Annotated in this window: 14 protein-coding genes; 7 read left to right on the forward strand and 7 right to left on the reverse strand. The window is 43.1% G+C overall.

The genetic code is table 11. From position 1 onward, the window contains the following. Positions 1 to 13 precede the first annotated feature (13 nt). On the reverse strand, positions 14 to 652 hold the full coding sequence (locus E0D70_RS03030; protein ID WP_133010797.1) for an NAD(P)H-dependent oxidoreductase: 639 nt from the start codon (positions 650 to 652) through the stop codon (positions 14 to 16). A 264-nt stretch (positions 653 to 916) separates the two neighbouring features. Here E0D70_RS03030 and sstT point away from each other — a divergent pair, with 264 nt between their 5' ends. The 6 genes from sstT (at position 917) to E0D70_RS03060 (ending at position 7,493) form a co-directional block, all read left to right on the forward strand. Next, positions 917 to 2,134: a serine/threonine transporter SstT gene (gene sstT / locus E0D70_RS03035; RefSeq protein WP_133010798.1), complete on the forward strand. Its 1,218-nt coding sequence runs from the start codon at positions 917 to 919 to the stop codon at positions 2,132 to 2,134. Positions 2,135 to 2,350: 216 nt separating this feature from the next. Next, complete coding sequence (locus E0D70_RS03040; RefSeq protein WP_133010799.1) at positions 2,351 to 3,436, forward strand: TRAP transporter substrate-binding protein; 1,086 nt, start codon at positions 2,351 to 2,353, stop codon at positions 3,434 to 3,436. A gap of 57 nt (positions 3,437 to 3,493) precedes the next feature. Next, a complete protein-coding gene (locus E0D70_RS03045) occupies positions 3,494 to 4,033 on the forward strand; it encodes a TRAP transporter small permease subunit (protein WP_133010800.1) in 540 nt (179 codons plus the stop codon). Between the two features lie 33 nt (positions 4,034 to 4,066). Further along, entirely contained in the window at positions 4,067 to 5,356 is a 1,290-nt protein-coding gene (locus tag E0D70_RS03050; protein WP_133010801.1) for a TRAP transporter large permease, read from the forward strand. An 82-nt stretch (positions 5,357 to 5,438) separates the two neighbouring features. Continuing rightward, positions 5,439 to 6,824: a cache domain-containing protein gene (locus E0D70_RS03055; RefSeq protein ID WP_240536956.1), complete on the forward strand. Its 1,386-nt coding sequence runs from the start codon at positions 5,439 to 5,441 to the stop codon at positions 6,822 to 6,824. Between the two features lie 24 nt (positions 6,825 to 6,848). Next, positions 6,849 to 7,493 (forward strand): response regulator transcription factor, encoded by a 645-nt coding sequence (locus E0D70_RS03060; protein ID WP_133010802.1) that lies wholly within the window; start codon positions 6,849 to 6,851, stop codon positions 7,491 to 7,493. A 23-nt stretch (positions 7,494 to 7,516) separates the two neighbouring features. Here E0D70_RS03060 and E0D70_RS03065 read toward each other — a convergent pair whose 3' ends face one another. Further along, positions 7,517 to 7,732, reverse strand: a complete 216-nt coding sequence (locus E0D70_RS03065; protein ID WP_165942860.1) for a type II toxin-antitoxin system Phd/YefM family antitoxin — start codon at positions 7,730 to 7,732, stop codon at positions 7,517 to 7,519. Between the two features lie 264 nt (positions 7,733 to 7,996). Here E0D70_RS03065 and E0D70_RS03070 point away from each other — a divergent pair, with 264 nt between their 5' ends. After that, a complete protein-coding gene (locus E0D70_RS03070; protein ID WP_133010804.1) occupies positions 7,997 to 9,151 on the forward strand; it encodes an esterase-like activity of phytase family protein in 1,155 nt (384 codons plus the stop codon). Between the two features lie 86 nt (positions 9,152 to 9,237). Here the strand turns inward: E0D70_RS03070 and E0D70_RS03075 are convergent, their stop codons facing one another. The 5 genes from E0D70_RS03075 to E0D70_RS03095 are packed head-to-tail and all read right to left on the reverse strand — an operon-like array spanning position 9,238 to position 14,068. Beyond that, on the reverse strand, positions 9,238 to 9,690 hold the full coding sequence (locus E0D70_RS03075) for a phosphatase domain-containing protein (protein ID WP_133010805.1): 453 nt from the start codon (positions 9,688 to 9,690) through the stop codon (positions 9,238 to 9,240). Then, positions 9,687 to 10,241 carry a histidine phosphatase family protein gene (locus tag E0D70_RS03080; protein ID WP_133010806.1) on the reverse strand — a complete coding sequence of 185 codons (555 nt, stop codon included), beginning with the start codon at positions 10,239 to 10,241 and terminating at the stop codon, positions 9,687 to 9,689. The genes E0D70_RS03075 and E0D70_RS03080 overlap by 4 nt, the downstream gene beginning before the upstream one ends. After that, the gene (locus E0D70_RS03085) at positions 10,186 to 11,310 is read right to left on the reverse strand and encodes an MBL fold metallo-hydrolase (protein WP_133010807.1); all 1,125 of its coding nucleotides are present in this window, start codon (positions 11,308 to 11,310) and stop codon (positions 10,186 to 10,188) included. Before E0D70_RS03085 ends, E0D70_RS03080 begins: the two co-directional genes overlap by 56 nt. Beyond that, entirely contained in the window at positions 11,307 to 12,383 is a 1,077-nt protein-coding gene (locus E0D70_RS03090; RefSeq protein ID WP_133010808.1) for an ABC transporter ATP-binding protein, read from the reverse strand. Before E0D70_RS03090 ends, E0D70_RS03085 begins: the two co-directional genes overlap by 4 nt. Continuing rightward, a complete protein-coding gene (locus E0D70_RS03095) occupies positions 12,371 to 14,068 on the reverse strand; it encodes an ABC transporter permease (RefSeq protein ID WP_240536969.1) in 1,698 nt (565 codons plus the stop codon). The genes E0D70_RS03090 and E0D70_RS03095 overlap by 13 nt, the downstream gene beginning before the upstream one ends.

Raw genomic sequence — 14,068 nt, forward strand, 5'->3', positions numbered from 1 at the left:
TGACGTGATGTTACTATTTTACTTCAATGATGAAGTCTTCTTTTGGACGACGGATTTTCTTCAAATCCACCAACCAATCACCATCTTCAGCCCGGTAACCTAGTGGTAGGAGGATAACAGAGCGCAGTCCGCGTTCTTTTAAGCCTAGAATTTCATCAACTTTTTCTGGATCAAAGCCTTCCATTGGTGTGCTATCAACTTTTTCTTCAGCAGCCGCAATCAAAGCGGTTCCTAAGCCGATGTAAGCTTGGCGAGCAGCATGCTGGTAGTTTACTTCTGCATCACGTGGTGGATAAAGATCAAGAATCATCTTACGATAATCTTCCCACCCTTGGTTTACAAAACCACGTTCGTCATTTACTAGGTCAAACATGTGGTTAATGCGTTCTACCGTATAGTTATCCCATGCAGCGAATACCAATAAATGAGAGCCATCGATGATTTGCGCTTGATTCCAAGCGTGCGGCATGATTTTTTGACGAATATCATCGTTGGTAACAACAAAAACTTCGTAAGGCTGTAATCCACTAGAAGTCGCGGTAAGGCGAATTGCCTCAAGAATACGCTCTACTTTTTCTTGAGGAACAGCTTTTGTGTTGTCCATTTTTTTTGTGGCATAACGCCATTTCAATTGTTCTAACAAGTTCGACATTTCGAAATCCTTCGATATATGGTTTGAGAACAATATGCTTTTTTTTGTTTGTTCTGGCAAGAGCCGGATGTGTAACAAGTGGGGATATCCTGTATCTAGATCAAGATTAGAGCGAGAGGCTTGATTTAATCGGAAAGAGGCAGGGTTTGTTGTCGGGATCTAGGGGGAATTGCAGAATTAAAAATAAAGCGCACCCAAATGGTTCATTTATTCGGCTTGATGATTTATGGTGCTCCACTTTAAAATTATATGGACTTTCTTCCCATGGCTTCAAAGGTGACCCCGTCCTTGTTTCAGAGGTATATGAGTGGCAGTTTAGTGCTGCAAATTATTATTGGTGTGTTATGTGGTATTGCTCTGGCTTATGCGTTACCGAGTGCTGCAGAATCAGCAGGTTTGCTTGGTGGTTTTTTTGTAAAAGCACTCAAAGCCATTGCGCCAGTCTTAGTGTTTATTTTAGTGATGGCGTCGATAGCCAATCACAAACAAAATCAACAAACGTTTATTCGCCCTGTTTTAGTGTTGTATGGCGTCGGAACGCTTATTGCGGCTTTTACCGCGGTTATTTTTAGTTACGTTTTTCCTACACAACTAGATTTAGTCACCGTTGATTTTACCCAATCTGCTCCTCAAGGCATTGGCGAGGTGCTGCATACTTTATTCTTCAATATGGTCGATAACCCGATTAATGCTCTTGTACAGGGGAACTACATAGGCATTTTAACGTGGTCTGTTTGTTTTGGTATTGGCTTGCGTCATGCATCAGTCGCCACGAAAGAGTTATTACAAAATATTGCTGATAGCGTCACCATGGTAGTGGGTTTTGTGATTCGTTTAGCACCGTTTGGTATTTTTGGGTTAGTGGCTCATACGATTGCAACGACCGGTTTTAGTGCTCTGTTAGGCTATTCACATTTATTGTTAGTACTGATCGGAGCCATGTTGTTTATCGCTTTGGTCACTAACCCAATTTTAGTCTTCATAAGTACGCGTCAAAATCCTTATCCTCTTGTTTTTCAATGTTTAAAAGAAAGTGGTGTGACGGCCTTTTTTACGCGTAGCTCAGCGGCCAATATTCCCGTTAACATGGACCTTTGTAAGCGCCTTGAATTAGACGAAGACACTTACTCCGTGTCTATTCCATTGGGCGCAACGATTAATATGGCTGGCGCAGCAATTACCATTACCGTATTAACTCTTGCCGCTGTGAATACATTGGGCATTCCTGTTGATTTTGCCACGGCGATTCTTCTGAGTTTTATCGCGGCCGTGTCGGCTTGTGGTAGCTCTGGTGTGGCAGGCGGTTCCTTGTTGCTTATCCCATTGGCATGTAGCTTGTTTAACATCCCTAATGATGTCGCTATGCAAGTGGTTGCTGTTGGTTTTATTATTGGCGTATTGCAAGATTCTGCTGAAACAGCCTTGAATAGCTCGACCGATGTGCTGTTTACCGCGGCGGCATGTCGCGCCAAACAACGATAAATTATTGCGTTACCTGAATGCAAAAGCCGCGATTTATTCGCGGCTTTTTTGATTTCTATCGATAAGCAAAAGAATGATTTAAGTATTAATACGTACGGGATCTACGTAGTAATACATTTTTTTGCGTATTCATACGAATAGCTTACAAACCTGTACTGAGTGATTATCCTGTCTGTGTGATCCCGTATTAAAAATAATAAACAACAGGATATAAAGATGAACTCTTTAAAAATAACCTCTCTGGTTGCTGCGGCTGCAGTAACTATGACGACTTTCTCTATGTCTTCCGTTGCTGCTGATAAAGTATATAAACTTAAAATGGCAGAAACGTGGACGACAAACTTCCCTATTTTCGGCGATGCGCCACGTAATATGGCCCGTATGGCTGACGAAATGTCTAACGGCCGTCTAAAAATCACCATCGACTCTGCGAATAAGCACAAAGCACCTTTTGGTATCTTTGATATGGTTCGTTCTGGTCAATATGATATTGGTCACTCTGCTTCTTATTATTGGAAGGGTAAAGTGGCAAACACATTGTATTTCACTACTATGCCATTCGGTATGACTGCGCCTGAGCAATACGGTTGGTTTTACGAAGGTGATGGTATGAAGCTAATGGAAAAGGTGTATAAGCCATTCGGCCTATTGTCTTTCCCTGGCGGTAACACTGGAATGCAAATGGGTGGTTGGTTCAAAAAAGAAATCAACACAGTGGATGACCTTAAAGGTCTGAAAATGCGTATTCCAGGTTTTGCGGGTGAAGTACTGGCAAAATTGGGTGCGAAACCAACGAACATTCCACCTGGTGAGCTTTACACAGCGCTAGAGCGTAATACCATCGACGCATTAGAGTGGGTTGGACCTTCTCTTGATTTACGTATGGGTTTCCACAAAATTGCTCCTTACTACTACACGGGTTGGCATGAGCCAGCAACTGAGTTGCAGTACTTAGTAAACGAGCGTACTTGGAAACGTTTACCAGATGATCTTCGTGAGATTCTTCGTGTTTCTATGAAACTGTCTGCTTACGACATGTACATTCAGTCTTACCATGAAAGTGGTGTGAACTGGGCAACCATGAAAACGGATTTCCCAAATATCCAAGTGAAAACTTTCCCAACGCCAGTACTAAAAGCAATGAACAAAGCCAACGAAGAATTGTTAGCTGAAGCGGCTGCGAAAGATCCTCTTACTAAAGAAATTCTTGATTCACAAAAAGCGTACATGAAAACTGCACGAGTATGGACGAATATTTCTGATCGAGCTTACCTTGAAAGTTTAGATAGTATTTCTGAATAACCCGTCTGATGACGCACGATGGATTCCCCCATCGTGCGTCTTTTCTAGGAGTTTTACATGTTTTTAACCAACCTAGAGAGAGGAATTGCCCGTTTCTCTAACTTGCTTGGCGGCATCTCAACGGTCTTGCTTATTGCGTTATTGTGTAATGTCTTTTATGACGTTTTGCTGCGCTACGCTTTTAATGATGTCTCTATTGGTATGCAAGAGCTTGAATGGCACTTGTACTCTGCGATTTTCTTATTAGGCATTCCCTACGGTATTCAACAAGGTGGTCATGTTCGCGTTGATTTGATTTATGAAAACCTTTCAATCAAAAAGCGTGCTTGGATCGATTTGTTCGGTTGTACTTTTTTAATGTTGCCGTTCACGTTGCTGGTCGGTTATTACGGTATTGGCCATGCACAAGAAGCGTTTGCTTTAGGCGAAGGCAGTGGTGACCCAGGTGGTTTACCGTATCGTTGGATTATTAAAGCCGTAATTCCTTTTGCTTTTTTCTCCATGGCCATCAGTGGTGTGGGCATGATGATTCGCTCTATAAATGCCATTCGTGGTATTAGCGAAGATGGGTTCAAGAACCCTCCTATTCAACACTAAGCGCACTTCCAGCTCATTACAGATAGGTTACTTATGATTGGAATTATTATGTTTTTCGTTGCCTTAGCTATGTTGATGCTAGGGTTCCCTGTCGCCTTTACTTTTGGCGGTATCGCACTGATCTTCGGCGTATTTGCTGAAGGTTTTGACATGTTTGCTTTTATGCCTTTCAGGATTCAAAGCTACATGGAAAACACCACCATGATGGCGGTGCCTTTGTTTGTTTTCATGGGGATTGTGTTACAAAAAACTCAGCTTGCAGAGCAGTTATTAGAAGCTATGGCAAAGCTGTTTGGTCGAGTGCGTGGTGGATTGGCCATTTCGACTATCTTGGTAGGGGCTTTATTAGCGGCTTCTACAGGCGTGGTTGGCGCCAGTGTTGTGGCAATGGGTCTTATCTCCTTGCCAGTAATGCTTAAATACAATTATAGCAAGTCACTGGCCTGTGGCACGATTTGCGCCTCTGGTACGCTAGGGCAAATTATACCGCCATCAATCATCTTGATCATTCTGGGTGATGTGCTCGGTATTCCGGTTGGTGATTTATTCCATTCGGCGATCATGCCAGGCATGGTATTGATTGGGTGTTATATTGTTTATATCCTGATTCTTACGTACTTAAAACCTGAGATGGCGCCTGCGTTGCCTGAGAATTTGGATGACGAAACACGTTCTCAGCAAATTATCAGTGCACTAAAAGCCATTATTCCACCTCTTGCTTTGGTATTAGTCGTACTGGGTTCTATCTTTACGGGTGTTGCGACGCCAACGGAGTCTTCTGCGTTAGGCGGTGTTGGTGCCATTGTTTTGGCTTTGTTATACCGTAAGTTTAATTGGAAAATGCTTTATTCGAGCAGCATGGAAACGGTTAAAGTAACCGCTATGGTGTTTGCTATCTTGATGGGCGCTACCGCGTTCTCGATGGCCTTTAGCTACACCGGTGGCGATCAGATCGTCGAAGAGGTATTGCTGAATCTACCAGGTGAGAAATGGGGCTTCATTATCTTGGCGATGGTGGCCATTATGATCCTTGGCTTCTTTATCGATTTTGTTGAGATTGCCTTTATTATTGTGCCTATCCTAGCGCCAGTTGCTGAAGCATTAGGTATCAATATGGTGTGGTTTGCGATTCTGATTGCGATGAACTTGCAAACATCTTTCTTAACACCTCCCTTTGGTTTTAGTTTATTCTACTTAAAAGGGGTCGCCCCAAGCTCGATCAAAACAACGGATATTTATAAAGGGGTCATACCTTTTATTCTGATCCAAGTCTTAGTTTTGGCAAGCCTTATGATCTTCCCTGAATGGTACGGAATGGAATAAGCCAACAGGATTGAATCACTAAAAAGCGGGGGCCTTCAGAAGATGGAGCCTCCGCTTTTTTATTGATGGGGTCGTCTAAACATTGAATAATAAAACAGGCCTTAGTGTGGGATTAAAAAGTAAAATCATTCTGCTAGCGGTTGTTCCTCTGGTTATATCGACCGTTATTATTATCTATTTGAATCAGCAGTCAGCACGAGATTTGGCTTCTGATGAACTCTCCATCTATGAATTCAATCTAATCCATGCAAAAAAAGAGGCGTTAAAAAGCCATATCGCGATTGCTATGAGTGCGATTCGTCCTATTTTAGAAGACACGACAATGGACAATGCTACTGCTCAGAAAAAGGTGAAAGCCATTATTAATGGTTTGCGTTATGGCGATGATGGCTACTTCTTCATTTATGACAGCAATGGCGTCAGTCTGGTGCATCCCACACAGCCGGAATTGGTTGGGCAAAACCTTTGGTTATTTAAAGACACCTTGGGCAATTACTTGATCCAACACTTAATGGCAAAAGCGAAAACGGGAGGAGGTTTTCATCGTTATATCTGGGAAAAACCGCCATTAATGGATCAGGAAGAAAAAATCGGTTACGCCGTGATGATCGATCGTTGGCATTGGATGTTAGGAACAGGGCTGTATTTAGACGATGTTTATCAAGAATTAGCCAAAGCCAAAGCCACCATGAACGCCAATATCCGACGCAGCTTTTTTCTAGTCAGTGTCGTTGCGAGTATCACTCTAGTCTTCGTCATACTACTAGGGCTGGCAATTAATCTACACGAACATAAATTGGCAGATTCAAAGTTGAAAGCCTTGGTGCAGCGTTTCATGCGGCTACAGGTGCTTGAAAAGCGTCGTTTGTCCCGTGAGTTGCATGATGGCATTAATCAAATGCTGGTGTCCTGTAAATTTCGCATTGAGCTGGCTGGTAATAAACTACAGCGAGGTGATGATGAGGCGGTTATCAAAGCTGAGCTGATTAAAGCGGAAGACTTAATTAACCAGACGATCAATGATATTCGCCAAGTGTCTCATGATCTACGTCCGACGGTGCTTGATGACCTAGGCTTAAATACCGCGCTTAAAAGTTTGATTGATCAATTTCAAGAAAGAACCGCCATTAAGGTAAGATATAGCTTTAAAGTCATGGCTGAATTACCCGACGAGATTGAAATTGCACTTTATCGTTTTGCACAAGAAGCCTTAACTAATATTGAAAAGCACTCTGAAGCAAGCAATGTCATACTACAGGTATGGCAATCTCACCAACGGGTGATTTTCGAGTGTTTGGATGATGGTCGAGGTTGCTCTCACCAATCAACTTTGTCACCAGGTATTGGCTTGATTAATATGCGTGAGCGAATTGAGCTTATTGGAGGTGATTTTGTTTTTCAGTCGCAAAAGGAAAAAGGCACAAAAGTCAGTGCTATTTTATCAATAGAGCCGCCTATAATGGATTAGCACCTAACAATAAGAGAGAGTGGGATGACAACTGAGCCATCAAGAATAAGAGTACTGCTGGTTGATGATCACATGTTGGTACTGGATGGCCTACAAGCGCGTTTAGAAATGGAAGCTAATATTGATGTTATTGGAACCGCTGCCAATGGTCTCGAAGCATTAGAAAAAGCGAAGTTATTACAGCCAGATTTGGTAGTGATGGACGTTTCTATGCCTGTTCTTAATGGGCTTGATGCCACCAAGCGCTTTCGTAGTGAGCAAGCAAACATCAAGATTTTGATGCTAAGCATGCATAATGACAAAGAATATATCTTGTCGCTGATTCAATCTGGTGCCAATGGCTATGTTCTCAAAGACGTACCTTCTGAGGAATTAGTACAAGCCATCACCATTGTTCACCAAGGTGGTACCTACTTCAGCTCCAAGGCATCAGATGCTTTATTTGGACAGTTAGCGGTGACTACCGCAGCAGAAGAAATGCTTTCGCCAAGAGAAAGTTCGGTATTGATAGAAGTTGCCAGCGGCTGGTCGAATAAAGAAATAGCGCAGCGTTTGAAGATCAGTGTACGCACCGTTGAAACCCATCGCCAAAATATCAAACGTAAGCTGAATATTCACTCGTCAGCAGGTCTAGTGAAATACGCGATAGAACATAATCTGATTGATTAGTTAAATGGCTTTGTTGTTTATGCTTATTTTTTTCCAATATCACTAAGAATGTCTTTCGAATTAGAAAAGTTATCAAACAAACGAGCCATTTCATACAGAGCGGTATAGTCTTCAAGAGAGATTAAAACGGTGGACTTTTTATCCTCTCGAATAATATTTATTGGAGTATGGCTTTCGCATACTTTCTCCATTACTTCAGCTAGGTTTTCTTGAGCTTCAGAATAGGCCATAGAATTCATATGCACTCTCCATAATATTAGATTTATCACAATTAACATGAGCGATAAATTCTATTATGAATTCATAAAAAACTGGGTGTCTTTTGGTTTTTTTTTGTATTTTTAATGCCTAACTCTATTCACTATTACGTTAGGTATTTTTAGTGCTTCTCGACTCATTAGGCCAAGCCTAACTAGTTGACTTTGTAAATATTCTTGACCCTCGACGAGTCCTATCCTATTTTTCAAGTCATCTTGATAATCTGAAATTTTGAAGGAAATAAAATGAGAAGATCTTATTTTTCAATGCTCGCTATTGGGTGTTTGGTTGTATCTATAGAAGCTTCTGCTGCCGCTAAGGAAGAGCATTATCCCATTAGTAAGCTAGATTATATCGGTGAGTACATCATTCCTAATGATGCCACTGTCGATGGTGTGACTGTTGGGGGATTATCTGGCATTGATTACGATGCAAAAAATAAACAATGGCTAATGATCAGTGATGACAGGTCTGATAAAGGTCCCGATCGTGCTTATCTTGGAAAAATGACCATCACGGCCAATAACGTCGGCGCTATGACGCTAACAAAAATGATTCCGCTCTTACAGCCGAACGGTAGCCTTTACCCAAGTAAGGTCGCTTATCTTAGTGATCATAAAGGTGTTGTGCCAGATTTCGAGTCCATACGCTTTAATCCTGATACTAAGGGAATCCGTTATACCAGCGAAGGTGATCGTTCTTTAGGTTTTAGTCCTTTTATTCGAGATGCAGATATGGATGGTCATTACTTAGACGAACTGCCAGTACCGGCGGCGTTTAAGTTCGACCCTAAAAATAAAGCTCGTGGCTTTTATGATAATTTAGCGTTTGAAGGCAGCAGTTATACCCCAGATAAGAAGGCGTATTTTGTCGCGATGGAAGCGCCTTTAATACAAGATGGTCCAGTACCTTCACTTAATAAGGGGGCTTTTTCACGAGTTCTTCGTTACGGCAAAAATAATACCGTACTGGGTGAGTATGTTTATCCGGTCGACTCATTGCCCGCCGCGCCAGGTGCCGGTAAACACGCAGATAATGGCGTATCAGAAATTTTAGCGGTGGATAATCAGCATTTATTGGTATTAGAACGCGCAGGTATTCAGGATAAGAAGGGTCATTATCATGATTACATTCGTATCTATCAAACGGACATGAAGGGCGCGACGAATGTGAAAGGGCGCAATAAACTGGTCGCCGGTCAGTTTAAACCGATGCATAAACGCTTATTGCTGAACTTGAATCAGGCTAATTTACCTCGACTTGATAACTTAGAAGGCATCACCTTTGGCCCTAAATTAGCAGATGGCCAACAGACTCTTGTCCTTATCTCGGACAATAATTTCAACGCAACTGAAGTCACTCAACTGTTCGCTTTTAAAGTCATTCCAGCACACTTATAGCCTTCAGGTAACGTCGCCTTGTCATCAATTTTTGTGACAAGGCGATTGAATACAGATTATTGAGTATATGCGCATTTGCTTTCTTGCTAGAAATCCCCCGGCGCGCATTGTAAGCAGGTTAGTCCGAGGTCACGCCAGCCTTTAACCACGGCATCGCGGTCATCTAGTACTAGCCAAGGTTCGAATCCATCTTCACGAATTTTCTCCAATAACGCTTTTTTTACGTCCTCATCGGGCATTGAATCGGCATCATCTGGGCGTAAATACACACCATCAAAGGGAATCTTGTGTTTTTCCATCCATTCAATAGAGTGTTGCTTATGGGATTCTGGACGACCGCTGCAGATCAAAATATGTTGACCTTGCTGCTTTAGTATATTCACTAAGCGTAAAATATTTTCGACTACTGGTGCGTCCTTCATGTAGTCAAAAAATGGGGTCCAGTGTTTGACTTCCCCTAATACCCAGTGGGCAACTTGAGTGTGGTCAAATTCTGCAAGGGTGCCATCGAGATCAACAATCACAGCGTTTGGCATCATAAAAACTTTCCTTTTATTGGTGTGATACTCCAGCCATTATCATTTTGACTGGGTTCGAAAAAAATAGGTGTTAGGTTATCTACTCTTGGGCAATAAGGTGTGCCATTAATGACCTTGTTTAAAACACGGTATACTCCAGAATGAGCGATGATTAACGGTTTTTCATACTGACCTAATATGTCATTAAGGGCTCCAATTATCCGATCTTCAAAAACCTGCCAAGATTCACCATTAGGAGGAGTTATCTCATAAGGTGTTTGCAGATCGATAGAGCAGCCTTCAAGATCTCCCCAATGACGCTCTGTTAATTGTGCATGGGGGATGACTTCTTGCTTTGGCACTGCGTAAAATGCTGTTTGTTGAGTGCGTTTAAGGGTGCTGGTAAAAACGGCGCTCCATATTATTAATCCCAGCCTCTCGGCCGCATTTTGGGCTTGCTGTATTCCTACATTACTTAATGGACTGTCGGTAGACCCACCAATCAAGTGGGCGGCGTTATACGTGCTCTGCGCGTGACGTGCGAACACAAAAGGTTTTTTTATTAATGTCATTATTTTGCTCAATATAAGAATTTGATGTGATGCTTGGCCCCAGAGCCTGCTGCCATTCTTTTAGGTCTTTAATATCATTAAAAAGTGGCGCGCAGGTGTGGCACTCTAAGTGATCGATTAGGCGCTTTAAATCTCGCCTACGAGGGTGTACATTCCAGCGAATAAAATGCGCATCTCCTTTGCTGACCGCTTGTCGAGCGTGTTCTGGTAAGTGACCAGTATAAATAGGGAGGTAACGTTCTGGTTGTTTTAATAAGGCTTTGGCTTCGCCTCCCATACCGTCTGGATCACCACATAATATGGCTTTGGCTGAGAGGTTGAATGGTTGTTTTTTGATTCTTTCTAAGACAGATCGCATATTGGTGAAGATGCCTTCTTTTGGACCAGATAATGCGTCTTTAGGTGAAATACAATCATCACCTAGAGTCCAATCCTCAAACCCTAATGACGTTAACCAACAGGCAATTTCTAGAGCGCGGCCGGTCTGGGGAACAGGCATAAGCAAGTGTTTGTCATCGTTCAAATATGTGGCTAGTTCGTTTTTACATTGATCGAGCGACTCGTCATACAATCCATAGGAGGCGTCTAGTAAGGCAATACTTGCCATTGGTGGAAAGGTAAAAGGGTACAGTGTTGACTCAAGGCTAAAATCACCGCTGTAAAATACGCCATCCCCGATGTCGAGATGGAGCCATACACCTCCAAAAGAGTGCCCCGCCGAGCCTGTCGTTATATTAATACCGCATACAGAGGTTGTTCCGCTGACGGGTAATGTTTTCAGATTGAGGTGTGTCGGAAGTTGTTTCTGCACTGCTAACGTAGCGAAAACAGGTACGTCACTGTCTATGTCTATCAGGCCGCCCATATGATCTTGATGGTCATGAGAAATGAATATGGCGTCTAGATCTTTCGGTTGTATCCAGCCTTTATCTTCATTCGCTTCTAATGCGCCCCCTGCATCCAGTAGAAAGCGAATCGGTTTAGAAAATAAATCGGACTGATACGTCACTAAGATTGCAGCTGAGGTTTTTCGTCCTGCACCACTTAATATATCGATACTGATTTTCATGCGTCTGTCTCCAAAGACCAAGCTTGCTCAAGGTGAATTGTATGTTGGCTATCCTGGTCCATTGGTACGTCGCTGTAGGCCTGTAGGCGTTGGCCATCGGCTAATATCAGCTCAATGTCATAACGCTCGCCACGAAATATGCAGTTGCGAACTTTGACGGAAAACCCTTCTTCTAAAGGATTATTAATAAAGTGAATGTCTTGTGGACGAACAAGCACCGGACTTGTTGTCTTCTGTGATAATGGGGTTTGTTCAGACTGGCCTTTGAGTAAAGATTGGCGGAGTAATTCTTGTAATTGATGACCTCTTATATATTGCTGTGGCTCGGTTGCCACGAGATTAAGCACTGAGCCACGACCAATGAAATTAGCCAGCCACGTATTCTTAGGGGTGGCATAAAGGTCTTGTGGTGTTCCCCATTGGACTAATTCACCTTTGTTCAAAACGGCGATATGATCCGCGAGAGACATGGCTTCTGCTTGATCGTGAGTGACATATACAATGGTCGCCTTAGTGCGTTTATGAAACGCGCGAAAGGTTTCTTCCATCGTCGCTCTTAGGTGACGGTCTAAGTTCGCGAGAGGCTCATCAAATAACACGACATCTGGCTCGGTGACTAGGCTTCGGGCCAATGCAACTCGTTGGCGTTGACCACCGCTGAGTTGTGCTGGCAATCGGTCGGCGTACTCCTCAAGCTCCACGACGGCTAAGGCGTCTTTAATTCGTCTGGTTTTTTCCTCCCCGATGATTTTTTGGATACGTAATGGGTAGCCGACATTATCGGCCACGGTCATATGTGGCCACAGAGCATAAGATTGGAACACCATGCCAAAGTTACGTTCTTCAGTCGGTGTATGCTGTTTCTTACTGGATAGAAGGCGTTCACCGTGACGAATTTCTCCTGCACTGACGGGTTCGAAGCCTGCCAGCATTCTTAAAATAGTCGACTTGCCACAGCCGCTCGGACCTAGTAACGCGACAAAAGCACCGGGTTCAATGTTCATGCTTAAATGATCAATGACGGTCTGCCCATCAAACTGCTTACAAATATTGTCTAGAGTTAATCGTGCCATGGGATAATTCCTTTAGGTAAACGTGGTGCTAGTAAACTAAGCAATGCCATCAAGGACGCGACGAGCAAGACAACCAACACGGAGATGGCGGAGGCTAAAACACTGTCTCCGCCTTCATCCAAATTAAAAATAAGTACGCCAAGTGTTTCGTTGCCTGCACTCCATAGCAAAGCCGATACGGTTAACTCATTGATAGATATTAAAAACACCAGCAAGCCGCCGGCAAAAAACGCAGGCGCTGTTAGCGGTAGAACAATATGAAAAAGGCGTTGTAGTGGTTTTGCGCCAGCCAGTTGTGCGGCTTCCTCAAGGGAGGAGTCAAGCTGCGACATAGCCGACATGATTGGCTTTAAACACACACTTAAAAAGCAGGATAAATACGCTAGAAAGATAATCGTTAAGGTGCCGTATAAGCTCACTTCAATAAAAGGCAAAGGTCGAGCGAACAGTAAGATAAACGCGATGGCTAAGACGATGCCGGGAATGGCATAAGGTACTTCTATTAGACTGGCAATAACCGATCTTAGTCGCATCGGTAGGCGCATCAATAAATAACCGAGAGGTAAACAAACGAGCATGAGTGTCAGAGAGGCTGCCAAAGCCAAAAATACACTATTACTAAATGCTCGAGCGGTAGAGCCTTGCTTGCTTAACATCTCAATGTAGGCATTCAGGGTAAAGGTCTCACCATTCAAAGGCATCCCTAGCGCAGGTACAAAAGAACTAATAATTAAACTTAATAATGGGATGACTAAGATGAAGCAAAGAATGCCCCCCAATACGATTTCTACTGGCGCACGGGCTTTTTTTAGATTAAACGATATGGATTGTGTGGTGTGACCGATCAATGCGTATTGGCTGCGTTGTTGTAGCCATTGTTGTAGCAGCATACCGGCGAGTACAAGAAGGGCAATGATCATGGAAAGCCCCGCGATTTCACTTAGAACATCATCACCAAACCCTGCCATTTGTTGGTAAATGAGCGTTGGTAAAACAAGGTAATTAATTGGAATTCCGAGCATGGCTGGAATGCCAAAATTGCCTAAAGAGGACACAAAAGCAAGAGCAGCCCCCGCCACCATCGCGCTACGACATAAAGGTACAATGATGTCTATCCAGATACGAAGATGAGAAGCGCGAGCCATGCGAGCGGCTTCGATCATATCTTGAGGTAGATTAATGAGCTGTGTACGCAAAGCAAGAAACACTAAAGGCGCACTTTGAATACCAAGCAAAAGAGCGATACCTTCTGGCGAATACATTGGGTTTGAACTGCCTAGCGCGGGTGCCAATCCGAATGTATTTAATAATGGACTAGCAGGGCCAAATAGCTGCAACCAACTTAACGCCGTGACCTGTGGCGGAATCATCATGGGCAACATAAAGCAGAACACCCATAAAGCGCGACGGCGAATGTTAGTGAGTGATACTACGAATGCGAATCCAGACCCTAAAACAACGGCAATTAACGTCGCAAGTCCTGAGGTATAAAAGCTGTGTTGCAACGCGCGCCATGTTCTTTCACTCCGTAACACCTCAGATAAAGGGGATGATGTAGTGAAGCTCATATTCACGAAAGCCTCGGTTAACAAACGCAAACTAGGTAATAAGCTAAGTAAGGCAATCAGCAAGAATAAGAGAAATGATAGCCAGCGTAACTGACTATCCATAGCGCGAATTATCAT

It is taken from the genome of Marinomonas flavescens (assembly GCF_004352835.1).
Taxonomy (GTDB): Bacteria; Pseudomonadota; Gammaproteobacteria; order Pseudomonadales; family Marinomonadaceae; genus Marinomonas; species Marinomonas flavescens.

Excerpts from the sequence above, each read along its gene's own strand:
- E0D70_RS03090 (WP_133010808.1), bottom strand. The coding sequence starts at position 12,383 with ATGGCACGATTAACTCTAGACAATATTTGTAAGCAGTTTGATGGGCAG.
- E0D70_RS03050 (WP_133010801.1), top strand. The coding sequence starts at position 4,067 with ATGATTGGAATTATTATGTTTTTCGTTGCCTTAGCTATGTTGATGCTA.
- sstT (WP_133010798.1), top strand. The coding sequence starts at position 917 with ATGGCTTCAAAGGTGACCCCGTCCTTGTTTCAGAGGTATATGAGTGGC.
- E0D70_RS03075 (WP_133010805.1), bottom strand. The coding sequence starts at position 9,690 with ATGATGCCAAACGCTGTGATTGTTGATCTCGATGGCACCCTTGCAGAA.
- E0D70_RS03030 (WP_133010797.1), bottom strand. The coding sequence starts at position 652 with ATGTCGAACTTGTTAGAACAATTGAAATGGCGTTATGCCACAAAAAAA.
- E0D70_RS03095 (WP_240536969.1), bottom strand. The coding sequence starts at position 14,068 with ATGATAATTCGCGCTATGGATAGTCAGTTACGCTGGCTATCATTTCTC.
- E0D70_RS03065 (WP_165942860.1), bottom strand. The coding sequence starts at position 7,732 with ATGAATTCTATGGCCTATTCTGAAGCTCAAGAAAACCTAGCTGAAGTA.
- E0D70_RS03080 (WP_133010806.1), bottom strand. The coding sequence starts at position 10,241 with ATGACATTAATAAAAAAACCTTTTGTGTTCGCACGTCACGCGCAGAGC.
- E0D70_RS03070 (WP_133010804.1), top strand. The coding sequence starts at position 7,997 with ATGAGAAGATCTTATTTTTCAATGCTCGCTATTGGGTGTTTGGTTGTA.
- E0D70_RS03060 (WP_133010802.1), top strand. The coding sequence starts at position 6,849 with ATGACAACTGAGCCATCAAGAATAAGAGTACTGCTGGTTGATGATCAC.
- E0D70_RS03040 (WP_133010799.1), top strand. The coding sequence starts at position 2,351 with ATGAACTCTTTAAAAATAACCTCTCTGGTTGCTGCGGCTGCAGTAACT.
- E0D70_RS03085 (WP_133010807.1), bottom strand. The coding sequence starts at position 11,310 with ATGAAAATCAGTATCGATATATTAAGTGGTGCAGGACGAAAAACCTCA.
- E0D70_RS03045 (WP_133010800.1), top strand. The coding sequence starts at position 3,494 with ATGTTTTTAACCAACCTAGAGAGAGGAATTGCCCGTTTCTCTAACTTG.